The following is a 22,704-nucleotide window of genomic DNA, read 5'->3' on the forward strand; positions in this document are numbered from 1 at the left end:
CCCATGCCTGAAACAGCTGCAACCGTAGAATTCCGGGGACTCAGGCGGGAGTTCGGCCCGACCGTCGCCCTCGACGGACTCGACCTGAGCGTCGAGCCCGGTGAACTGCTGGCCCTGCTCGGCCCGTCCGGCTGCGGCAAGACCACCGCCCTGCGCATGCTCGCCGGCTTCGAGCACCCCGACGCCGGCGAGGTGCTGGTGGACGGCGAGGACGTGACCCGAGTGCCGGCCCACCGCCGGGACGCCGGGATGGTCTTCCAGTCGTACAGCCTCTTCCCGCATCTCGACACGCTTGACAACGTGGCCTTCGGACTGCGGATGCGCAAGGTGCGCACGTCCGAACGGCGGGCCAGGGCCGCCGAGTTGCTGGAACTCGTCGGGCTAGCCGACAAGGGCGGCCGGTTCCCGCACCAGCTCTCCGGCGGCCAGCAGCAGCGGGTCGCGCTGGCCCGCGCGCTCGCCCTGCGCCCGCGTGTGCTGCTCCTCGACGAGCCCCTGTCGGCACTGGACGCCAAGGTGCGGCTCAGCCTCCGCGAGGAGATCCGGCGGCTCCAGCAGGAGCTCGGCATCACCACCCTGTTCGTCACCCACGACCAGGAGGAGGCCCTGTCCATGGCGGACCGGGTCGCCGTGATGCACGCCGGCCGGCTCGAACAGTGCGCGCCGCCCAGCGAGTTGTACGGCCGTCCCGCGACCCCCTTCGTCGCCGAGTTCGTCGGCACGATGAGCCGTATCCCGGGACGTCTCGCCGACGGCACGGTCGACGTGCTCGGGCAGCGGCTGCCGGTCGACGGCCCGGTGCCGTCCGCCACCGAGGTCGACGTGCTGGTGCGTCCTGAGGCCGTGCGGGTGCGGCCCGAGGCCGACGGGAAGTCCCGCGTGGTCGCCACGTCCTTCCTGGGCGCGGCCGTCCGCGTCACCGTCCGGCTCGCCGACGGCACCGAGGTCAAGGCCGACCTGGCCGCGCACGAGGCCGCCGAGCTCACCGCCGGCGCCGTGGTGAGCGTGTCGCTGCCCGAGCGGCCGGTGCTGGTGGTGGAACGCACCCGCTGACCGCCGTACGACCGCTGATTCCCCCCACACGAAAGAGATCACCGTGACGCGACTCCCGCTCCAGGCCGTCCTGTTCGACATGGACGGCACGCTCGTCGACACCGAGCGGCTGTGGTGGGAGGCGGTGGAGCTGGTCGCCGGTCGGCCCCTGACCGAGGCCGACCGGCCGGACGTGCTCGGTCGTCCGGTCGAGCACACGGCCGCCTGGCTGGCCGCGGCCACGGGCGCCCCGGCCGCCGGCCTCGCCGAGACCCTGCACCGGGAGTTCGCGGACCGCGTCCGCTCCGGTGTCGTGCCCCGCCCCGGCGCGCTCGACCTGCTGGACGCCCTGGCAGGCGAGCAGATCCCCACCGCCCTGGTGACCGCGTCCCCCCGCTCCGTCGCCGACACCGTCCTGGCAGCCCTGGGCGGCACGAGCCGCTTCGCCGTCTCCGTCACCGCCGACGACACCGAGCACACCAAGCCCGCCCCCGACCCCTATCTCGCCGCCTGCCGCGCGCTCGGCGTGGATCCATCGGGGTGCGTGGCCGTCGAGGACACGGAGACCGGTGTGCGCTCCGCCGAGGCGGCCGGCTGCGCGGTCCTGGCCGTGCCCTCCCTGGCCCCCATCGAGGCGGCCCCGGGCCGCACGGTCCTCACCGGCCCGGAGGGCCTGGAAGGTGTCACCGTGGCTCGGCTGCGCGCCCTGCTGCCCCACCGGCTCCGTGTGATGACCTGGAACCTCTGGTTCGGCGGCACCAAGGTCCACGACCACCGGGCCAAGCAGCTCAAGGTCATCACCGAGACCGACGTGGACGTGGTCGGGCTCCAGGAGACGTACGGCAGCGCCGCCGAAGAACTCGCCGAGGCACTCGGCTGGCACCACCACCGGGCCGGGACCAACCTCGGCATCATCAGCCGCTTCCCCATCACGGCCGTGCTGGGCGACCCGGACGTCGGGTTCTACGGGGCGGCCGGCGCGCGGATCGCCGTAGAGGAGCGGGAGGTCGAGGTCTGGACGGCCCACCTCGACTACGAGCGGTACGGGCCCTACGCGTCCGAGCCGCTCGCCCACGAGGAGGTGCGGCTCGCCCAGATGCGGGACACCCTGCACCGCATCGGCGACAGCGCGCCGGTCGTCCTCGTCGGAGACTTCAACTGTCCCTCCCACCTGGACTGGCCGGACGTCGAGTGGCCGGTGACCAAAGCGGCGGAGGAGGCGGGCTTCGGGGACTCCTTCCGCCAGGCCCGTCCCGATGCCGTGCGGGACCCGGGCCACACCTGGTCGCCGGTGCACGCCCACCCGGAGCCGCAGGACCGGATCGACTTCGTCCTCCACCGCGGCCTGCGGGTCCTCGACTCGCGGACCTGCGTCAGCGACACCCCCCGGACCTGGCCGGACGTCGAGGACAACGACTGGCCGTCCGACCACGCCGCGGTGATCACCACATTTTCGCTGGGCAGCGGGCCCGCACCTGTCTAACATCGGTGCCATGACCTGGCGACATTGATCCACCAGCCGTGCCTCCCGAGGGCCGCCTCGGACGCCGTACCCACGACGTCCGAACCGCCCTTCCGGGAAGGCCTCATGACACTCTCACCCGCACGTGTGCCCGCGACCGGCGTCCGCCGGCTGACGACCACGCTGTACGGCTACGCGTTCCTCGACGACCTCGTCCTGCTCTACCCGGTGTACGCGCTGCTGTTCGCCGACACCGGTCTGCCGCTCTGGCAGATCTCCTCGCTGTTCGCCCTGTGGTCCCTCACGGCCGTCGTCCTGGAGGTGCCCTCCGGCGCCTGGGCCGACACCGTCTCGCGGCGCCGGCTGCTGTGGATCGGCCCGCTGCTCACGGCCGCCGGCTTCACCCTGTGGGTGACCGTGCCGTCCTACGGCGCCTTCGCGCTGGGCTTCGTCCTGTGGGGGGCCGGCGGCGCGCTCGGCTCCGGATCACTGGAGGCACTGGTCTACGACGAGCTGGAACGGCTCGGGGCCACCGAGCGGTACGCGCGCGTGATGGGACGGACCCGGGCGGCACGGCTCCTGGCCACGGTCGCGGCGATGGGCCTCGCCGGACCGGTCCTCGCCCTCGGCGGCTACACGGCCGTGGGCGCCGCGAGCGTCGTGGCCTGTCTGCTGGCCGCGGCGACGGCGACCCGGCTCCCCGAACACCGGGTGCCGGACGAGAAGGGGAGCACGCGCTGGTCGGCGACCCTGCGGGCCGGACTCGCCGAGGCCCGCGGGGACCGGACCGTCCGGGGCGCCCTGCTGCTCGTGCCGGCCGTCACCGCGGTGTGGAGCGCCCTCGACGAGTACGTCTCGCTGCTGATCCGCGACCTCGGGGTGGCCGACGCGACCGTCCCCTACCTGGTCCTGCTGGTCTGGACGATGGTGACCCTCGGCAGCCTGTGCGCCGGACCCGCCGAGCGTCTCGGCACCCGGGGCCTCGCCGCCCTGATCGCGGGTTCCGCGCTCGCCCTGGCGGTGGGCGCCGGGGTCCGCACCCCGGCCGGCATCGCCCTCGTGGGCCTCGCCTTCGCGGGCTTCCAACTGGCCGAGGTCCTCGCCGACGTCCGCCTCCAGCACCGCATCGAGGACGCCCGCCGGGCCACGGTGACCTCGGTGGCGAGCCTGGGCACGGAGCTGGTGACGCTCGCGGTGTTCGGGGTGTACACCCTGCTTGGGGCGTCCCTGGCGCACAGCACAGTGTTCGTCATTCTCTCCGTGCCGTATCTGGTGACGGCGCTGGTACTGGGGCTGCGGGACCGCGCCTGAGGCGTCGTGACGGCGTGGTGAAGGGGGTTGGCCGGGTGCGCTGCGCGGCGGTGGGGTGTGACCGTCGGGCGCGCTGTGCGGTGATGGGGGTGTCCCTCGCTCGTCACGCACAGCGGTCGGGGCGGTTGGTCGCGCGCGACCCGTCAGCGCGGGGTGTGGCGGGACGGGTCGCGGGGATGCGTCGCGGGGTGAGTCCGGGGACCCGAAGGGGCAGGGGCCCGGGGACGGCAGGAGGTCGGGGACGGAGGGGGCCAGGGCGGTGCGCGGGCTCGCGCAGGGCCGGGGTCCGGGCAGGACGCGGGCCCCGGCCCAGCCGTACGCAACGAATCGCCGTCCGGGCCCCGGCACACGCAACAAACCGCTTACCGGCACGCAACGGCTCCTCCTTGTCCGCCCTGGTGGGCCACCCGTACCGTCTACAGGGCCCTTCCAATGGCCCCCACATCCACCTCCGCCCGGTGAGGATCACGCATGCGCACCGCCCTGCTCCAGAGCTCCGGCCGTCCCGGCTCCGTCGAGGGGAACCTCAAGGTCCTCGACGAGGCCGCGGGCCGGGCCGCCGCCGCGGGCGCCGCGCTGCTGGCCGCACCGGAGATGTTCCTGACCGGGTACGCGATCGGTGACGACATCGCCCGCCTCGCCGAGGCGGCCGACGGCGACTCGGCGGACGCGGTCGCGGAGATCGCCGGGCGGCACGGGGTCGCGATCGCCTACGGCTACCCCGAGCGGGCCGGCGAGTCCGTCTTCAACTCCGCCCAGCTGATCTCCGCCGACGGTGTCCGGCTGGCCAACTACCGCAAGACCCACCTCTTCGGCTGCTTCGAGCACGACCACTTCGAGCCGGGCGAACAGCCGGTCGTCCAGGCCCGGTTGGGCGGACTCACCGTCGGCCTCATGATCTGCTACGACGTCGAGTTCCCGGAGAACGTCCGCGCCCACGCCCTCGCCGGCACCGACCTCCTGATCGTGCCGACGGCCCAGATGCACCCCTTCCAGTTCGTCGCCGAGTCCCTCGTGCCGGTGCGGGCCTGGGAGAACCAGCTGTACGTCGCCTACGTCAACCGGGTCGGCCAGGAAGGGGAGTTCGAGTTCGTCGGACTGTCCACGCTGGCCGGCCCCGACGGGGTGGCCCGTGCTCGCGCCGGACGCGCCGAGGAGCTGGTGTTCGCCGACGCCGACCCCGCCCTCCTCACCGCCTCCCGCGAGGCGAACCCCTATCTGACGGACCGCCGGCCCGGCCTCTACGGGTCCCTCGTCTGAACCACCCCTTTGTTCCAAGGAGTCCGTACCCCATGACGTCCACCGTGCCCAACGCCGTCGAGCACGCAGACGAGCAGCAACCGCCGATCACCATGTTCGGACCGGACTTCCCGTACGCGTACGACGACTTCCTCGCCCATCCGGCGGGCCTCGGCCAGATACCTGCGACCGAGCACGGCACCGAGGTCGCGGTGATCGGAGGCGGTCTCTCCGGGATCGTGGCCGCGTACGAGCTGATGAAGATGGGCCTCAAGCCGGTCGTGTACGAAGCCGACCAGATCGGCGGGCGGCTGCGGACCGTGGGCTTCGAGGGCTGTGACCCCACGCTGACCGCGGAGATGGGCGCGATGCGCTTCCCGCCCTCCTCCACCGCCCTCCAGCACTACATCGACCTCGTCGGCCTGGAGACCCGTCCCTTCCCCAACCCCCTCGCGGAGGCCACCCCTTCGACGGTCGTCGACCTCAAGGGGGAGTCCCACTACGCCGAGACGATCGACGACCTGCCGCAGGTCTACCGCGATGTCGCCGCCGCCTGGAACAGGTGCCTCGAAGAGGGCGCCGACTTCTCCGACATGAACCAGGCCATGCGCGAGCGGGACGTGCCGCGCATCCGGGAGATCTGGGCGAAGCTCGTCGAGAAGCTCGACAACCAGACCTTCTACGGCTTCCTCTGCGACTCCGAGGCCTTCAAGTCCTTCCGGCACCGCGAGATCTTCGGCCAGGTCGGCTTCGGCACCGGCGGCTGGGACACCGACTTCCCGAACTCCATCCTGGAGATCCTGCGTGTCGTCTACACCGAGGCCGACGACCACCACCGCGGGATCGTGGGCGGTTCGCAGCAACTGCCGCTCAGGCTGTGGGAGCGCGAGCCGGAGAAGATCGTGCACTGGGCGTACGGGACGTCCCTGAAGTCCCTGCACGCCGGCGGTGAGCCCCGTCCCGCGGTCACCCGTCTGCACCGCACGGCGGGCAACCGGATCACCGTGACGGACGCCCACGGTGACATCCGCACGTACGCGGCGGCGATCTTCACCGCCCAGTCCTGGATGCTGCTGTCCAAGATCGCGTGCGACGACTCGCTCTTCCCGATCGACCACTGGACGGCGATCGAGCGCACCCACTACATGGAGAGCTCGAAGCTCTTCGTCCCGGTCGACCGGCCGTTCTGGCTGGACAAGGACGAGGACACCGGCCGGGACGTCATGTCGATGACCCTCACCGACCGTATGACGCGCGGCACCTACCTCCTCGACGAAGGCCCGGACAAGCCCGCCGTCATCTGCCTCTCGTACACCTGGTGCGACGACAGCCTGAAGTGGCTGCCGCTGTCCGCGAACGAGCGGATGGAGGTCATGCTGAAGTCGCTCGGCGAGATCTATCCCAAGGTCGACATCCGCAAGCACGTCATCGGCAGCCCGGTGACGGTCTCCTGGGAGAACGAGCCCTATTTCATGGGCGCGTTCAAGGCCAACCTGCCCGGTCACTACCGCTACCAGCGGCGCCTGTTCACCCACTTCATGCAGGACCGGCTGCCCGAGGACAAGCGGGGCATCTTCCTCGCCGGCGACGACATCTCCTGGACGGCCGGCTGGGCCGAGGGCGCGATCCAGACCGCGCTGAACGCGGTCTGGGGCGTCATGCACCACTTCGGCGGCGAGACCGACACGACCAACCCGGGCCCTGGGGACGTGTACGAGGAGATCGCGCCGGTCGAACTTCCCGAGGACTAGGGCCTGTGCGCGAGTCGGCTGCGCGCATCGACGATCTCGTGCCAAGTCGGTTCAGTCCGGCAGCGGAGTGAGCAGCATGCGTCCGGCGAACCCCACCGCCGTGTCCAGGCGCTCGGTGAACTCCCCGGCCACGTCGGGCAGTCCGCGCAGGGCCCACAGCGCCCGGGCCGCGGTCCAGGTGGCGTCGCGGGCGCGCTCCAGGCTCCAGGAGCCCAGCAGATGGGTGAGCGGGTCGGCGATCTGGAGGAGGTCGGGGCCCGGCATCAGATCTTCGCGGATGCGCTCCTCCAGCGAGACGAGGAGATCGCCCACGCGGTCGAACTCGTCCTCCACGTCCGCAGGTTCGCAGTCGAGGCTACGACAGGTGTCCACCACGGCGAGCGCCAGGTCGTGGCCGATGTGCGCGTTGATGCCCGCGAGCGCGAACTGAAGTGGACGTACACCGGGATGACGACGGAACTGGAACAGGGGCCGCCAGCAGGCCGGTGGACGCTGCTCGCGGGCCGCCGAGTCCACCGCTGCGAGATAGCGCTCGGCGAACCGCACGTCCAGCGTGATCGCGGCCCGCGCGTCCGCGAACCGCCCCCCGTCGACGCACCGGTCGACCGCCTCGGTGACGGCGAGGTAGACGCGGTTGAAGACCGCGACGCCGTCCCGTTCGGGCAGGTCCTCGTGCAGGGCGCGCATACGGGAGACGACCGTGTCGAGGGGAGTGGTGAACTGTTCCAATTGCGCCATAGCGGCAGGGTCCCAGTCCTAGGCTGGCCCGGGTACCGGCGGGCCCGACGCTTCCCCAGAACGGGGGAACGCGCCCGTCGCGTGAGGGGGGAGCGCCAGGGTGGCAGGCTCACGTGCCCAGCGGCTGGCCGCGCGCCGCGCCGCGCGCAGGCGGGCCACGGGCCGCGGTGTGATGGTCGCGGCGGCCTCCGTGGTGGTCGCCGTCGGCACCGCGACCGGGATGCTCTCCGCGCTCGACGACCGGTACGGCTCCGACGAGGCGCGGCCCGGACTCGTCAGCGGCTCCCCGAGCCGGAGTTCGCCGTCCGCCGTGCCGTCGGCGTCCCGTCCGGCCTCCCCCTCCGCCTCTTCCTCCGCCTCGGCTTCCGGGAACGGGAAGGCGAGCGCGTCACCGTCCCCCGGGAAGGCGAGCCCCCGCTCCGCGAAGGCCCGGCCCACCACCCGCCTCTACCGCCACCCCGACTCCCAGGTCCTCGACTGGGTGCAGGACCACCCCGGCGACTGGCGCGCCGACGTCATAGCGGCCCGCATCGCCGACCGGCCGGCCGCGGTCTGGTTCGCCGACTACACCCCGGCGACCATCGCTTCCCGGGTCCGCGCGGTCACCTCGGGCGGTGCCGCGCAGGGCCGGGTTCCGGTGCTCGTGCCGTACGCGATCCCGGACCGCGACTGCGGCGGCGCCTCCGAGGGCGGGGCACCGGACCTCGGCGCGTACGACGCCTGGATCGACCGGTTCGCCGCCGGGCTCGGCTCGACCGAGGTCGTCGTCGTCCTGGAACCCGACTCGATCGCCCAGTCCGACTGCCTCTCGGACGCCGGGCGCGCCGACCGCTTCGCCTCGCTGGCCCGCGCGGGCCGCGTCCTGAAGGCCGCGAACCCCAGGGCCCGCGTCTACTACGACGCCGGTCACTCCGGTTGGCGTCCGGCGGCCGAGCAGGCGGCCCTGCTCAAGCAGGCGGGCGCCGCCTCGGCCGCCTCCTCCGACGGGATCTTCAGCAACGTCTCCAACTTCCACACCACGTCCGCCGAGATCGCCTACGACCGCCGGGTCCTCGACGCCCTTGCCGGACCGTCGACCCTGGGTGCCGTCATCGACACCAGCCGCAACGGCAACGGCGCCCCGCCCGACGGCGAGTGGTGCGACCCGGCGGGCCGGAAGATCGGCCGGCCCCCGACCCTGAGCACCGGCGAGGCGAAGATCGACGCCTACCTGTGGGTGAAGCTGCCGGGGGAGTCGGACGGCTGCAGGGGCACACCGGGCACGTTCAGCCCGTCGTACGCCTACGACCTGGCCGTGCCGTAGGCGGACCGCCACGCCAGTCGGGGTGAGCGACCGCTTAGGATAGGGGTCGTTGTCGTATACACCCAGGAGCCCCGCCGTGACCGCCGAAGCCGCCCTCGCCACCGCCCTGTCCTACGGACGGCTGATCCCGGTCACCGTCCACTTCGATGACCTGGACGCCCTGGGCATGCTCCACAACGCTCGCTATCCGCTGCTCGTCGAGCGGGCCTGGACCGAGTTCTGGCAGGAGCGCGGCATCCGCTTCGACGGTGACTGGGCGAGCGCCGGGGACGCCTGCAACGTGGTCAAGGAGCTGCTGATCGGCTACGAGGCCCCGGTCACCCGGACCGGCCCCTACGCCGTTCACCTCTGGCTGGAGCGGCTCGGCACCACCGGCCTGACCTACGGTTTCCGGTTCTGTTCCGCGGACGGGGTCACGACGTACGCCCGCGGTACCCGGGTGCTGGTCCGGCTGGACCCGCAGACGCTGCGCCCCACGCCCTGGAGCGAGGGCTTCAGGGCCGCCGGTCGGGAACTGCTGCGGCCGCAGGACTGACCTTCGGGCGGTCGCGGTCGCCGGCGCGCAGCACACCCGCGAAGGCGACGAGACCGCCGGCCAGGACGGTCACCAGGACGAAGGAGACCACCAGACTGGTGGCCTGGGCCAGCGTGCCGATCGCGCTCGGGGCGATCAGCCCCGAGGTGTAGGTGATCGTCGCGACTCCGGCGATCGCCAGACTGGGGTTGGGCCCGCTGCGGCCCGCGGCTGCGAAGCACAGCGGCACGACCACCGCGATACCGAGACCCATCAGCGCGAACCCGCCCATCGCCACGGCCGGATGGTTCGCGACCACGATGAGCAGCCCGCCGAGCACGGCCATGACCCCGCTCGCCCGGACCGTGCGCACCGAACCGAACCGGTCCACGATCCGGTCGCCGACGAGCCGCGCGACCGCCATGGTGAACGTGAAACCGGTGGTGCACGCGGCCGCGAGTCCGGCCGAGGTCTCCAGCTGGTCCCGCAGATAGACCGCCGACCAGTCCAGGCTCGCGCCCTCCGCGAACACCGCGCAGAACCCCACCGCGCCGATCAGCAGCGCCGACTTCGGGGGCAGTGCGAACCGGGGCGGCGGCTCCTCGTCCTCGGTGGCTTGGAGGTCCAGCACCCAGCGGCAGAAGAAGAGGCCGAGCAGGGTGAGGGTGACCGACGCGAGCGCGTGGTGCAGGCGGGCGTCCGAGCCCAGATGTGCGGCGAGGGTGCCGGCCGCCGAGCCGATCAGGGCACCCGCGCTCCACATGCCGTGCAGGCCGGACATGATCGAGCGGCCCAGCCGGTTCTCCACCTCGACGCCGAGCGCGTTCATCGCCACGTCCGCCATGCCGGCGGTGGCGCCGTAGACGAACAGGGCCAGGCAGAGCGTGAGGAGGTTCGGGGCGAGGGAGGGCAGCACCAGGGCCAGCGTCCACAGGGTGATCAGACCGCGCAGGGCGTTCCGGGCGCCGAAGCGGTGGCTGACACTTCCCGCCAGCGGCATCGCCACGGACGCGCCGAGCGCGGGGAAGGCGAGCGCGAGGCCCAGCTGGCCGGCGCTCACCGAGGCATGGTCCTGGATCCACGGCACCCGGGTCGCGAACGACCCGGTCACGGCCCCGTGCACGGCGAACACGGCGGCCACGGCGTAACGGGCCCGCCGTACCTCTGCCGGCGCGTACACCACATCGCTCATGGTCGGGCCCCTCCCGGATCCTCGTGCTGTCCATGCTGCCGCCGTAAACTATCAGGCACCCTGCCTGATAGATAGCGCGTATTCGGCACGCGGATCTGAGAGGATTCCCGGCATGCCCGCATCCCCGAGCACCGCCCGGGCCATCAACGACCGGCTCGCCCTGCGCCTGCTCCAGCAGGAAGGCCCGCTGACGGCAGGGCAGTTGAAGCAGCTCACCGGACTGTCCCGGCCGTCCGTCGCCGACCTCGTCGAGCGCCTGGCCGCCGCCGGACTGATCGACGTGGTCGGGGAGTCGGGGGAGCAGCGCCGCGGCCCGAACGCGAAGCTGTACGGCATCGTCGCCGACCAGGCCCATCTCGCGGCCCTCGACGTCCGCACCGAGGGCGTCTCCGTCGTCGTCTCCGACCTGCTGGGAGGCGTGCTGGCCGAGGCGTCGGTGCCCATCGGCGGGGACACGGGGACCGGGCCCGCGGTCGAGCAGGCCGTCGCGCTGGTCGAGCGGGCGGCGAAGGAGGCGGGGGTGCCCGAACTCCACACCGTCGGCATCGGCGCCCCCGGCCTGATCGACCCGGCCACGGGTGAACTCCGCGACTCCGGCGGCCTGCCTGCCTGGCACCGGCGGCTGGTGCTGGCGCTGCAGGAGCGGCTCCCGGAGACCCGCGTCCACGTCGAGAACGAGACCAACCTCGCGGCGCTGGCGGAACAGCGCGACGGGGTGGCCAAGGACCGGGACACCTTCGTGCTGCTGTGGCTCGGTCACGGCACGGGCGCGGCCGTCGTCCTGGAGGGCACCCTGCGCCGGGGGGCGTCGGGCGGCACGGGGGAGATCGGTTTCCTGCCCGTGCCGGGCACGGCGGGACTGCCGTCGGCCGTGGACTGCGAGGGGGGCTTCCACTCGCTGGCGGGCTCGGCGGCGATCGTGGCCCTGGCGGAGCGGCACGGGCTGACGGTCGAGACGCAGGGGTACGAGCCGCTGGCCGCGAGCGTGGTCCGGGATGCGGTGGCGAGCGCCGCGTCGGTGGCGGGGGCGGGGGCGAGCGCCGCGACGGTGGCGGGGGCGAGTGCGGCGACGGCAGGGGTGGCGAGTGCCGCGACGGACTTCCTCGACGCCCTCGCCGACCGGCTCGCCGTGGGAGTCGCCGCGGTCGTGGCCATCCTCGACCCGGGCTGCCTGGTCCTGGCTGGTGAGGTGGGCCGGGCCGGTGGGGCGGACCTCGCGGCGCGAGTGGAGCGGCGGGTCCGCCGTATGTCACCGCTGCCCACGGAGGTGCGGGCGAGCGCGCTGGGAGGAGGGGCGGTCCTGCGGGGCGCCCTGCTCACGGCGAGGGAGAGGGCTCAGGACGAGTTGTTCGCGCCCCTCCAGGGGCGCCGGGGCCCTGCCTGATCATGCGGCTCCGCCCGGGCGGGCGCGATCAGCTCCCGCCGGCCCGCAGGTAGTCCTCGAACGTCCCCTTCCCCACCGCCTGTTCCGGCGCGAGATGCCCACCCGCCCGAAACGCCCGGTACGCCTTCCCGAACAACCGCACACTCACCACCGGCCGCTTCCTTCCGGTGGCCCGCAGACAGGCACGGGCCAGATCGGCGAGCGTACGCACCTGAGGCCCGCCCATGTCCGCCACCCGCCCCGCGGGTGCCCCCGTCGCCAACTCGGCCAGGCGCGCGGCCACTTCGGCCACCTCGACGGGCTGGTCCCGGACTCCCGCCGGTACGAACACCACCGGCAGCCTGGCCAGTCCCCGGAACAGCGTCACGAGCAGATCGTGGAACTGGGTCGTCCGCAGGATCGTCCACCCGATCCCCGACTCCTCGATCATCCGCTCCACGGCGAGCTTGGTCCGGTAGTACGGGAACGGCACCCGGTCCACCCCGACGATCGAGATGTACACGAGATGCCCCGTCCCGGCCCGTCGAGCCGCGTCCAGCAGGTTCCGCACCGAGCGCTCGTCCCCGCCCCGCGGCGTGCTCGCGCAGTGCACGATCACCGACACCCCCGCGACGGCCGCGTCCAACCCCGGCCCGCCCTCGCGCAGATCGACCGGGTACCGCGGGCTGTGCCGGCTCAGCACCCGCACCTCGTGCCCGTCCGCCTTCAACCGCTCGGTGACGAGCCGGCCCAGCGTTCCGGTGCCACCGGTCACCAGGATCGTGGTCATCTGTCCATCCCCTCGGGACGTCGGGCGCTCCCGGACGGACCGCCCTGTCACCCCACAGACGGCACAGCGCCCCCGGATGTGACATCCGCCTGGTGACGGGCCGCCCGGACGCACTCTCACCAGGGAAGGAGACCCGGCGGCGGGCAAGGGCCGTCGTCACCGCCGCCGGGCCCGTCTCTACGGGTGTCCACGCACGCCGACCCTAAAAAGGACTAGACCATTACGTCAATGGATCTGCGCCATCCGCCTGTTGGGAATCGGCCGGGAGGCCGGTCCCGACATGTCCATCGGTAGCGTCTGTGAGCCACCCCACATCCATCACCTGTATGGACGTCGATCAGGCGTGGCAGACTGGCTCTGTACCAGAAGCAGCGCACTCCGGGGTCGGTGAAAGTCCGAACCGGCGGTTACAGTCCGCGACCCGGCCGCTTCCAGCGGCCGGTTGACCAGGTGAAATTCCTGGACCGACGGTTAAAGTCCGGATGGGAGGCAGTGCGCGGCGGGCGGGCATTCGTGCGCGCCGTCGTATCCGTTCGTCCTGAGGGACGAGTGCGTCCGGCGTCGCCTCCGGTGTCCCCGCTCGTTCATTCTGTCGTCATCGACAGCCCCGGAGTCCGTGCCCCAAGAGGCAGGGAGGACCCGGGAAGTGTTCACCGGAATCGTCGAAGAGCTGGGCGAGATCACCGCCGTCGAGAACCTCGGCGACGCCTGTCGCTTCCGACTGCGCGGTCCCGTCGTCACCGAGGGCGCGAAACACGGGGACTCCATCGCCGTCAACGGCGTCTGCCTCACCGTCGTCGACCACGAGGGCGACGAGTTCACCGCCGACGTCATGGCCGAAACCCTCGACCGCTCCAGTCTCGGCGCCCTGGGCGTCGGCTCCCGCGTCAACCTGGAACGCCCCACCGCCGTGGGCGCGCGCCTCGGCGGACACATCGTCCAGGGACATGTGGACGGCACCGGCGAGGTCCTGGAGCGCAAGCCCTCCGAGAACTGGGAGATCATCAAGATTTCGCTCCCCGCGGACCTCTCGCGGTACGTCGTCGAGAAGGGCTCCATCACGGTCGACGGCATCAGCCTCACCGTCGTGGATGCCGGCCCCGACTACTTCACGGTCAGCCTCATCCCCACCACCCTCGCCCTGACCACGCTCGGCCTCAAGCAGCCCGGCGCCCCGGTCAACCTCGAGGTCGACGTCGTCGCCAAGTACGTCGAGCGCCTGCTCGCGAGCGGTCAGGGGGCGGGAAAGTGAACTCCCTCAACACCGAGGCCTTCACCCTGTTCGGCCAGCACATCCTCTGGTCGGACATGATCGGCAACATACTCGGCCTCATCGCCCTCGCCCTCGGCTGGCGGCGCAACCTGTGGAGCTGGCCGGTGCAGTTCGCCTCCGGCCTCATCCTCTTCGGCGCCTTCTACGGGCACCTCACCGGCAGCGCCGGCAAGCAGGTCGTCGTCATGGTCGTCGCCCTGTACGGCTGGTGGCAGTGGAACCGCAACAAGGGCCAGTCCGGCGACGGGCACATCGCTCCTCGCTTCGCCACCTGGCGCGAGCGCGGAGCACTGGTGGGCGCCGCCGCCGTCGGCACCGTCGCAGTCGCCCTGCTCTTCAAGGCCTACCCCAGCCTGTCCTGGGACCCCTGGCCGGACGCCTACATCTTCGTCGGCACCGTCGTCGCCATGTACGCCCAGGCCCGCGGCATGGTCGAGTTCTGGTTCGCCTGGCTCCTCGTCGACCTCGTCGGCGTCCCGCTGAACTTCGCCAACGGCTACGCCTTCTCCGGCTTCGTCTACGTCATCTACGGCGCGCTCGTCCTGTGGGGCATGCGCGACTGGTGGCTGCGCTCGCGTGAGTCCGCGCGGCCCGTCATGGAAGGAGCGCCGGCATGACCGCCGCACCGATTCTGTACAGCACCGACGGGTTCGAGGACTTCGCGCTGGACCCCGTCGAGCAGGCCATCGCCGACATCGCGGCCGGCCGCCCCATCGTGGTCGTCGACGACGAGGACCGCGAGAACGAGGGCGACCTGGTCGTCGCCGCCGAGAAGGTCACCCCCGAGATCGTCGCCTTCATGATGAGCGAGTGCCGTGGCCTGATCTGCGCCCCCATGGAGGGCGACGAACTGGACCGGCTCAAGCTGCCGCAGATGGTCGACGACAACACCGAGTCGATGAAGACCGCGTTCACCGTCTCCGTGGACGCGTCCGGCGCCCACGGCGTGACCACCGGGATCTCGGCATCCGACCGCGCGACCACGCTCCAGCTTCTCGCGAGCGGCGCCGCCGGGCCCACCGACTTCGTCCGCCCCGGCCACATCTTCCCGCTGCGCGCCAAGGACGGAGGCGTCCTCACCCGTAACGGTCACACCGAGGCCGCCGTCGACCTCGCCCGGCTCGCCGGACTTCGCCCGGCCGGCGCGATCGTCGAGATCGCCGGCGAGGACGGCCGGATGCTGCGGCTGCCCGAACTGATCCCCTTCGCCCGCAAGCACGGCCTGACAATCATCTCCATCGAGGACCTGATCGCCTACCGCCGCAGCAGTGAGCCCACGGTCCGCCGCGAGGCCGAGACCCGGCTGCCCACCGCTCACGGCACCTTCACGGCGTACGGCTACCGCTCCACCGTCGACGGCGTCGAGCACGTCGCCCTCGTCCACGGCGAGATCGGTGACGGCGAGGACGTCCTGGTCCGCGTCCACTCCGAGTGCCTCACCGGCGACATCTTCGGCTCCCTGCGCTGCGATTGCGGCCCCCAGCTGGACGCCTCCCTGGAGCGCATCCAGGCCGAGGGCAGGGGAGTGGTGGTCTACCTGCGCGGCCACGAGGGGCGCGGCATCGGCCTGCTGTCCAAGCTGCGGGCGTACGAACTCCAGGAACAGGGCCACGACACCCTCGACGCCAACCTGGAGCTCGGCCTGCCCGCCGACGCCCGGGACTACGGTGCCGGCGCCCAGATCCTCCAGGACCTCGGTGTCCGCAGCCTGCGCCTGATGACCAACAACCCCGACAAGTCCGACGCCCTCCTGCGGCACGGCCTCAAGGTCACCGGGCGAGAGCCGATGCCCGTACAGGCGGGTGAGCACAACCTCCGCTACCTGCGCACCAAGCGGGACCGGATGGGCCACGACCTGCCCTGGCTGGACACCACCCCGGTGTCCACCTGCAGCAACCAGTAAGCACTTCGAGGAGAGTTCGAGAACGTGAGCGGCAAGGGTGCACCGGAGCTGTCCGTACGCAACGTGGGTGACCTGCGGGTCGCCGTCATCGCGGCGCAGTGGCACGAGAAGGTGATGGACGGACTGGTCGACGGCGCCCTGCGGGCCCTGCACGACCTCGGCATCGACGAGCCGACCCTGCTCAGGGTCCCCGGCAGCTGGGAGCTCCCGGTCGTCGCCAAGGTCCTCGCGGGCCGCGGCTACGACGCGATCGTCGCCCTCGGCGTCGTCATCCGCGGCGGCACCCCGCACTTCGAGTACGTGTGCCAGGGCGTCACCCAGGGCCTCACCCAGGTCTCGGTGGAGACCGGTGTCCCCGTCGGCATGGGCGTGCTGACCTGTGACACCGAGGAGCAGGCCCTGGACCGGGCCGGCCTCGAGGGCTCCAACGAGGACAAGGGGCACGAGGCGGTGACGGCGGCGGTGGCCACGGCGGCCACCCTCCGCTCAGTATCTGAACCGTGGCACTAGGTGGTCCGGGCTTACGCGTAAAGTGGGCGCCACCATGTCCAATAAGACGTTCGAGGAGCTCTTCACCGAGCTCCAGCACAAGGCCGCCAACGGCGATCCCGCCACCTCCCGCACCGCGGAGCTGGTCGGCAAGGGTGTCCATGCCATCGGCAAGAAGGTCGTCGAAGAGGCCGCCGAGGTCTGGATGGCCGCCGAGTACGAGGGCAAGGAGGCGGCCGCCGAGGAGATCTCGCAGCTGCTCTACCACGTCCAGGTGATGATGGTCGCGCGCGGGATCTCCCTCGACGACGTCTACGCCCACCTGTAAGCCAGTCGCCGAAACCACCCCTCAGAGCAAAGGAAGCCGACCTCATGCTGCGCATCGCCGTCCCCAACAAGGGTTCCCTGTCAGGCCCCGCGGGGGAGATGCTGCATGAGGCCGGCTACCAGCAGCGCCGTGAGTCCAAGGAACTGCGGATCGTCGACCCGGTCAACGACGTGGAGTTCTTCTACCTCCGCCCCCGGGACATCGCGATCTACGTGTCCTCCGGTCAGCTCGACATCGGCATCACCGGCCGCGACCTGCTGATCGACTCCGGCGCCGACGCCGAGGAGATCCTCCCGCTCGGCTTCGCCCGCTCCACCTTCCGCTTCGCGTCCAAGCCGGGCACCGCGAACGGCGTCGAGGACCTCAAGGGCAAGACGGTCGCCACCTCGTACGAGGGAATCGTCGCGGGACACCTTGCCGACAACGGCATCGAGGCCTCCGTCGTCCACCTCGACGGCGCCGTCGAGACCGCCATCGAGCTCGGGGTCGCCGAGGTCATCGCGGACGTCGTCGAGACCGGCACCAGCCTGCGCAACGCCGGCCTGGAGGTCTTCGGCGAGCCCATCATGAAGTCCGAGGCCGTCGTCATCCGCCGCACCGGCGCCGACGCCGACGAGGCCGCGGAGTCGAAGGTCCAGCAGTTCCTGCGCCGCCTCCAGGGCGTCCTGGTGGCACGGACGTACGTGATGATGGACTACGACTGCCGCGTCGAGCAGCTGGAGAAGGCCGTCGCGCTCACCCCGGGCCTGGAGTCGCCGACCGTCTCCCCGCTGCACAACGAGGGCTGGGTCGCCGTCCGCGCGATGGTCCCCGCCAAGGAGGCGCAGCGGATCATGGACGACCTGTACGACATCGGCGCGCGGGCCATCCTGACGACGGCCATCCACGCCTGCCGTCTGTGAGGGAATGCCGCAGATGTCCTCCGAACCGCCCACCCTCCCCGTCACCTTCCGGCCGGGCCGCACCCGGGCCGTGCTCATCACCGCGGGTGTCGCGATCTTCGTGACGATCACGGTGATCGCTCTCCTGTTGGAGCAGCTGGGCCCCGGCGAACGCCTGAGCTTCATCGTCACGGCGGCCCTGCTCGCCGGTGTGCTGTTCCTGCTGGCGAGGGTGAAGGTCGTCGCCGACGAGTCCGGGGTCACCGTCCAGAACATCGCCGGCCGCCGGCATCTGGAATGGGCCGAGATCATCCAGGTGAACCTCCGCCCGGGCGACCCCTGGGTCTTCCTGAACCTGAGTGACGGCACCAGCCTGCCCGCCCTCGGCATCCAGCCGGGCATCGCGAAGCAGCAGGCCATCGCCGACGCGAAGGCCCTGCGGGCGCTCGCCGAGGCCCGCTCCACCGCCCGCTCCGACGAAGATCAGGGCTGACTCAGGGGCTTCTCCCCTGCCGCAGTCGGCCATGTCTTGATTAATCTGTTGGCGGAGGCGTTTTTCCTTGCGCCTCCGCCTTACGTTGTTCCTGCTACCCGAGGAGTGACTCCCTCCAGCGATGGACGGATCGTCCTGTAGTACCTGCGCCGCCCCCTCCCGAGATATCGAGCGCGATATCGAGGCGGCGGCATGACCATCCCCTTGCTGCTCCTGGGAGCGGCATTCCTGCTGATTCTCGCCAACGGCTTCTTCGTGGCGGCCGAGTTCGGCCTCGTCACCGTCGAGGCCACGGACGCCGAGAAGGCCGCCGCGGAAGGCGACCGTCGTGCCCGCAGGGTCGCCGAGTCGCTCAAGGAGCTGTCGTTCCAGCTCTCCGGCACCCAGCTCGGCATCACCATCACCTCCCTCGTCGTCGGCATGCTCGCCGAACCGGCCCTCGCGGAGCTGCTGCACGGCCCGTTCAGGGCCCTCGGCGTCCCCGAGGGCGCGGTTTCCGGAGTGGCCGTCGTCGTCGGCATGCTGCTGGCCTCTGCCGTGCAGATGGTGATCGGCGAACTCGTGCCCAAGAACTGGGCGGTGTCCAAGCCGATGCAGGTCGCCCGCTTCGTGGCCGGCCCGCAGCACGCCTTCGCCCGTCTGTTCCGGCCGGTGATCGCCGCGCTCAACGCGGTCGCCAACCGTCTCGTCCGCGCGCTCGGCATCGAGCCCGCCGACGAACTGGCCTCCGCCCGCACCCCCGGCGAGCTGGTCTCCCTGGCCCGCCACTCGGCCCAGGCCGGCACCCTGGAACAGGACACCGCGGACCTGTTCGTGCGCACGCTCTCGCTCGCCGAGCTGACCGCGCAGCACGTCATGACCCCGCGTGTGAAGGTCAGCTCGCTCCAGGCCTCGGCCACCGCCGAGGACGTCGTCAACCTCACCCGCGCCACCGGCCTGTCCCGCTTCCCCGTCTACCGGGAGAAGATCGACGAGATCGTCGGAATGGTCCACCTCAAGGACGCCCTGGCCGTCCCGGTCCAGGACCGGCTGCGCACCCCCGTCGCCCGCATCGCCCGCCCGGCGCTGCTGGTGCCCGAGACCCTCCCCGTCCAGCCCCTCCTGGCCCAGTTGCGCAACGAGCAGCCCATCGCCGTCGTCGTCGACGAGTACGGCGGCACGGCCGGCGTGGTCACCCTGGAGGACATCGTCGAGGAGATCGTCGGCGAGGTCCGCGACGAGCACGACGGACAGGACGTCCCCGAACTCGCCGCCGCCCCGCCCGAGGACGGCCGCCTCGCCTGGGACGCCGACGGCAGCTGCCGTGTCGACATCCTCCAGCGCATAGGCCTCGACGTGCCCGAGGGGCCGTACGAGACCGTCGCCGGGCTGGTCGCCGACCTGCTCGGCCGTATCCCCGCCGTCGGCGACCGGGCCGAACTGCCCGGCTGGCGGCTCACCGTCCGCCAGGTCGGGCACTACCGTGCCGAGCGGGTCCGCCTGGTCCGCACGGTCCCCGCGGTCAACGTCATGGAGGCCGCCCGATGAGCGTGCTCCAACTCCTCTTCGCAGCCCTGCTCGTGCTCGCCAACGGCTTCTTCGTCGGCGCCGAGTTCGCGCTCGTCTCCGTGCGCCGCAGCCAGGTCGAACCGCTCGGCACGGCACGCGCCCGCCAGGTCCTGTACGGCCTGGAGCGGCTGCCCCAGATGATGGCGGCGGCCCAGTTCGGCATCACCGTGTGCTCGCTGACGCTCGGCGCGGTCGCCGAACCGACGGTCGCGCACCTGCTGGAGCCGGTCTTCGAGTGGGTCCACCTGCCGCACGGCATGATCCACCCCCTGGGCTATGTGATCGCCCTGGCCGCGGTCGTCTTCTTCCACCTCGTCATCGGCGAGATGGTCCCGAAGAACCTCGCGATGGCGGCCCCGGAGAAGGTCGCGCTGTGGCTCAGCCCCGGGCTGGTCTACTTCGCCCGCTTCTGCAGGCCGATCACCATCGCCCTCGGCGCCTGCGCCCGGGCCATCCTGCGGCTCTTCCACGTCGAGCCCAAGGACGAGGTCGAGGCGGTCTTCACCAGCGAACAGCTGAACCGGCTGGTCGAGGACTCCGGCCAGGCGGGCCTGCTGGACCCCGAGGAACAGGAACGCCTGGAGGACGCGCTGGAACTGGGCTCGCGCCCCGTCACCGACGTCCTGCTGAAGCGCGAGTCGCTGGTGACGGTGCGTCCCTCGGTGACCCCGGGCCAGATCATCGAACTCACCGGCCGTACCGGGTACTCACGCTTCCCGGTCGCCGCGGAGAACGGCGCCTTCATGGGGTACCTGCACGTGAAGGACGTACTGGACCTGGAGGACTCGCAGCGGGCGGTGCCCCAGCAGATCTGGCGGCCGATGACGAAGCTCAGGTCCGACCTGCCGCTCGACGACGCCCTCACGGTGATGCGGCGTGCGGCGACCCACCTGGCCCAGGTGGCGGACGGGTCCGGCAGGGTGCTGGGTCTGGTCGCCCTGGAGGACGTACTGGAACTGCTGGTGGGAGAGGTACGGGACCCCGCGCACCGGGACCTGCCGGAGGTCCGGGTCACTGAGCCTCGGAGCAGCGAGGAGGCGTTGGCGTCGTAGTTTTCCGGTCGCGGCCGAGTGGCGGCTGATCGCGTAGTACCCCGCGCTGCACCCACTGCTTTAAGGGGCGCGGGAAACTGCGCGACCAGCCCCCACCGGCCCGCAGCCGACGAACTACATCGCCGACGGATCCTGCGGCCCCCGCCCCGACAGAACCTCCCCGTACGCCTGCATCAGATCCGGCAGCCGCAGTGTCGACAAGTCGTCGCGACTGAGCGTTCCCGGATACGTTGACAACCGAAGATCCCGATACGCGCAGCTCTTCTCGTAGAGCGTCCGCAGGAACCGCCCGTTGCCCAGCTCGTCGATCCAGCCCTGGTCCACCACGTGTCCGGCGATGGAGCGCAGCTCGTCCAGCGCCTCCTCGTCCCAGACGTCACCGTTCTCCGCCGCCAGCACCTCTCCGATGGAGGTGAGTTCGAGGGGACGGTACGACGGGAAGTCGACGCGGGTCGTGAAGCGGGAGGAGAGCCCCGGATTGGCGTTGAGCAGCCGGTCCATGCCCTCCGGGTAGCCCGCCAGGATCACGACCAGGTGGTCCCGGTTGTCCTCGGCCCGCTTCAGCAGCACCTGGAGTGCCTCGTCGCCGTACGCGTCCCCCTTGCCGTAACCGGAGTTGGAGAGGGAGTACGCCTCGTCGACGAAGAGGACCCCACCGAGGGCCGAGTCGATCAGTTCGTTCGCCTTGACCGCCGTCTGGCCGAGGTACTCCCCGACGAGGTCCGCCCGCTGCGCCTCCACGAGGTGGTCGCCGCCGAGCAGGCCGAGGGCGTAGAAGACGCGCCCGAGGATGCGGGCCACCGTGGTCTTGCCGGTGCCGGAGGGTCCGGAGAAGACGAAGTGACGTTTGGGCGGCTGGACCGGCAGGCCCTGCCCGGCCCGCAGACGGGCCATGTTCAACTGGGCGGACAAGGCCTTGACCTGGCGCTTCACGGGCTCCAGCCCCACCATGCGCTCCAGCTCGGTGAGCGCCTCCTCGAGTAGGGCGGGATCGGTGGGCCCCGCGGGCAGCGGCCCCGTCGGCACTCCGGACCGCTCGCGTCCGGCCGGGTCGGTCATGGAGGGCAGCGGACCGCTCGACGGCGGCTCCGGGGCGGAGAGCTTCAGCTCCCGGCCCTCGATGCCGAACAGCGGGTCGATGCCGTCGGGTCCCTCCAGCACGTCCTGGCCGAATCCGGTGAGCGTGATCGCCGCGAGGTCGGCCGGGTCGTCGTACCCGTCGCCCTCGGCGATCGCGGCGAGCCGGGCCGAGGTGTCCATGAAGGCCGGGTCGACGCGGTGCACGGCCCGGTAGAGGGGGAGCGCGGCCGCCGATCGGCCCGTCCCCTCGTGCGCCCGGGCCAGCCAGTACCGCAGCTCCTTGCGCTGGGGCTGTTCGCTGCGACAGCGCATCAGGGCCGCCGAGAGCAGCGGTTCGGCCTGGCCGTACATCTCCAGGCGGACCCGGGCCATGCCGCCGAACAGGCCGGCCTCGATGCCGAGCATGGCGTCGTCGATCAACGGGTCGGTGTGCCGGACCAGTTGCTCCCAGTCCTTGACGAGATAGGCGCGGCAGGCGTGCAGGAAGCGGACCTGGTGGTCGGTGTCCACGGGGGGCAGGCCCGCGAGGGCCCGGTCCAGCTCCGGGACATGGCGGCCGTCCAGCCAGTGCGAGGCGTGCGCGAGCAGCAGGTCACGCGGGCTCTCGAGGACCGGTTGCACCCACCACCCCAGCCAGTACCAGGAGTTGAGGGTGCGCCGGTGCCGTGCGCGCTGTTCGCCGAAGCGCTCGCGGTGCCGGAACATCCTGAGCAGCGCGGTCGTCGTGTCGACGCGCAGCGCGTGCAGTCCGAGCCAGCCGTCGGCCATCCCGGGATCGATCCGTACCGCGGCCCGGAACTCCTCCTCCGCCTGTGGATAGGCGCCCATCGTGTAGGCGTCCACACCTCGCAGCCAGGCGAGGTCGGCCGGGGCCTCGGGGCCCTGCGTGCCGAAATCCATCACGTCCCCCACAAACCGTGCCCCCGTGGTTTCACCACCGGGCCGACGCCCGGTGGCCGCCT

General features: G+C 71.6%; 21 protein-coding genes and 1 riboswitch. Of the genes, 17 read left to right on the top strand and 4 right to left on the bottom strand.

Going from position 1 to position 22,704, the window contains the following annotated elements:
* The first annotated feature begins 3 nt into the window (after positions 1–3).
* From D1369_RS34120 to D1369_RS34140, 5 genes are all read left to right on the top strand, one after another.
* On the top strand, positions 4–1,053 hold the full coding sequence (locus D1369_RS34120; protein ID WP_007380655.1) for an ABC transporter ATP-binding protein: 1,050 nt from the start codon (positions 4–6) through the stop codon (positions 1,051–1,053).
* 43 nt (positions 1,054–1,096) lie between these two features.
* A complete protein-coding gene (locus tag D1369_RS34125; protein WP_118082798.1) occupies positions 1,097–2,515 on the top strand; it encodes an HAD-IA family hydrolase in 1,419 nt (472 codons plus the stop codon).
* 105 nt (positions 2,516–2,620) lie between these two features.
* Positions 2,621–3,805: an MFS transporter gene (locus tag D1369_RS34130; protein ID WP_037899293.1), complete on the top strand. Its 1,185-nt coding sequence runs from the start codon at positions 2,621–2,623 to the stop codon at positions 3,803–3,805.
* Between the two features lie 471 nt (positions 3,806–4,276).
* On the top strand, positions 4,277–5,065 hold the full coding sequence (locus D1369_RS34135; RefSeq protein WP_007380652.1) for a carbon-nitrogen hydrolase family protein: 789 nt from the start codon (positions 4,277–4,279) through the stop codon (positions 5,063–5,065).
* A 32-nt stretch (positions 5,066–5,097) separates the two neighbouring features.
* The gene (locus tag D1369_RS34140) at positions 5,098–6,795 is read left to right on the top strand and encodes an NAD(P)/FAD-dependent oxidoreductase (protein WP_007380651.1); all 1,698 of its coding nucleotides are present in this window, start codon (positions 5,098–5,100) and stop codon (positions 6,793–6,795) included.
* A gap of 51 nt (positions 6,796–6,846) precedes the next feature.
* On the opposite strand, the gene D1369_RS34145 is transcribed toward D1369_RS34140, so the two are convergent.
* On the bottom strand, positions 6,847–7,533 hold the full coding sequence (locus tag D1369_RS34145) for a DUF5995 family protein (RefSeq protein ID WP_007380650.1): 687 nt from the start codon (positions 7,531–7,533) through the stop codon (positions 6,847–6,849).
* A gap of 172 nt (positions 7,534–7,705) precedes the next feature.
* Here D1369_RS34145 and D1369_RS34150 point away from each other — a divergent pair, with 172 nt between their 5' ends.
* Positions 7,706–8,836 (top strand): glycoside hydrolase family 6 protein, encoded by a 1,131-nt coding sequence (locus D1369_RS34150; protein ID WP_037903123.1) that lies wholly within the window; start codon positions 7,706–7,708, stop codon positions 8,834–8,836.
* Positions 8,837–8,912: 76 nt separating this feature from the next.
* Positions 8,913–9,371, top strand: coding sequence for a thioesterase family protein (locus D1369_RS34155; RefSeq protein ID WP_007380648.1), 459 nt, complete (start codon positions 8,913–8,915; stop codon positions 9,369–9,371).
* On the opposite strand, the gene D1369_RS34160 is transcribed toward D1369_RS34155, so the two are convergent.
* On the bottom strand, positions 9,331–10,542 hold the full coding sequence (locus D1369_RS34160; protein WP_007380647.1) for an MFS transporter: 1,212 nt from the start codon (positions 10,540–10,542) through the stop codon (positions 9,331–9,333). The two genes, D1369_RS34155 and D1369_RS34160, sit on opposite strands and share 41 nt — an antisense overlap.
* 112 nt (positions 10,543–10,654) lie before the next feature.
* On the opposite strand from D1369_RS34160, the gene D1369_RS34165 reads away from it, so the two are divergent.
* On the top strand, positions 10,655–11,926 hold the full coding sequence (locus D1369_RS34165; RefSeq protein ID WP_118082799.1) for an ROK family transcriptional regulator: 1,272 nt from the start codon (positions 10,655–10,657) through the stop codon (positions 11,924–11,926).
* 28 nt (positions 11,927–11,954) lie between these two features.
* Here the strand turns inward: D1369_RS34165 and D1369_RS34170 are convergent, their stop codons facing one another.
* Positions 11,955–12,695, bottom strand: coding sequence for an NAD(P)H-binding protein (locus D1369_RS34170; protein WP_007380645.1), 741 nt, complete (start codon positions 12,693–12,695; stop codon positions 11,955–11,957).
* Positions 12,696–13,064: 369 nt separating this feature from the next.
* A riboswitch (FMN riboswitch) is annotated at positions 13,065–13,195 on the top strand.
* 146 nt (positions 13,196–13,341) lie between these two features.
* On the opposite strand from D1369_RS34170, the gene D1369_RS34175 reads away from it, so the two are divergent.
* The 9 genes from D1369_RS34175 (at position 13,342) to D1369_RS34215 (ending at position 20,662) form a co-directional block, all read left to right on the top strand.
* Complete coding sequence (locus D1369_RS34175) at positions 13,342–13,947, top strand: riboflavin synthase (RefSeq protein WP_020117410.1); 606 nt, start codon at positions 13,342–13,344, stop codon at positions 13,945–13,947.
* A complete protein-coding gene (locus D1369_RS34180; RefSeq protein WP_007380643.1) occupies positions 13,944–14,585 on the top strand; it encodes a nicotinamide mononucleotide transporter family protein in 642 nt (213 codons plus the stop codon). Before D1369_RS34175 ends, D1369_RS34180 begins: the two co-directional genes overlap by 4 nt.
* Positions 14,582–15,871: a bifunctional 3,4-dihydroxy-2-butanone-4-phosphate synthase/GTP cyclohydrolase II gene (locus D1369_RS34185; RefSeq protein WP_007380642.1), complete on the top strand. Its 1,290-nt coding sequence runs from the start codon at positions 14,582–14,584 to the stop codon at positions 15,869–15,871. The genes D1369_RS34180 and D1369_RS34185 overlap by 4 nt, the downstream gene beginning before the upstream one ends.
* A 24-nt stretch (positions 15,872–15,895) precedes the next feature.
* Positions 15,896–16,381: a 6,7-dimethyl-8-ribityllumazine synthase gene (gene ribH, locus D1369_RS34190; RefSeq protein ID WP_007380641.1), complete on the top strand. Its 486-nt coding sequence runs from the start codon at positions 15,896–15,898 to the stop codon at positions 16,379–16,381.
* 34 nt (positions 16,382–16,415) lie between these two features.
* Positions 16,416–16,688: a phosphoribosyl-ATP diphosphatase gene (locus D1369_RS34195; protein ID WP_020117406.1), complete on the top strand. Its 273-nt coding sequence runs from the start codon at positions 16,416–16,418 to the stop codon at positions 16,686–16,688.
* Between the two features lie 44 nt (positions 16,689–16,732).
* On the top strand, positions 16,733–17,590 hold the full coding sequence (hisG, locus tag D1369_RS34200) for an ATP phosphoribosyltransferase (RefSeq protein WP_007380639.1): 858 nt from the start codon (positions 16,733–16,735) through the stop codon (positions 17,588–17,590).
* A 13-nt stretch (positions 17,591–17,603) separates the two neighbouring features.
* On the top strand, positions 17,604–18,062 hold the full coding sequence (locus D1369_RS34205; protein WP_037899291.1) for a PH domain-containing protein: 459 nt from the start codon (positions 17,604–17,606) through the stop codon (positions 18,060–18,062).
* Between the two features lie 192 nt (positions 18,063–18,254).
* Positions 18,255–19,589, top strand: coding sequence for a hemolysin family protein (locus tag D1369_RS34210; protein WP_037899290.1), 1,335 nt, complete (start codon positions 18,255–18,257; stop codon positions 19,587–19,589).
* Positions 19,586–20,662 (top strand): hemolysin family protein, encoded by a 1,077-nt coding sequence (locus D1369_RS34215; RefSeq protein ID WP_037899289.1) that lies wholly within the window; start codon positions 19,586–19,588, stop codon positions 20,660–20,662. Before D1369_RS34210 ends, D1369_RS34215 begins: the two co-directional genes overlap by 4 nt.
* Before the next feature lie 114 nt (positions 20,663–20,776).
* Here the strand turns inward: D1369_RS34215 and D1369_RS34220 are convergent, their stop codons facing one another.
* Positions 20,777–22,642 carry an AAA family ATPase gene (locus tag D1369_RS34220; RefSeq protein WP_007380635.1) on the bottom strand — a complete coding sequence of 622 codons (1,866 nt, stop codon included), beginning with the start codon at positions 22,640–22,642 and terminating at the stop codon, positions 20,777–20,779.
* Positions 22,643–22,704: the final 62 nt, after the last annotated feature.

The sequence above is a fragment of the Streptomyces sp. CC0208 genome, assembly GCF_003443735.1.
In the GTDB taxonomy this organism is placed as follows: domain Bacteria; phylum Actinomycetota; class Actinomycetes; order Streptomycetales; family Streptomycetaceae; genus Streptomyces; species Streptomyces sviceus.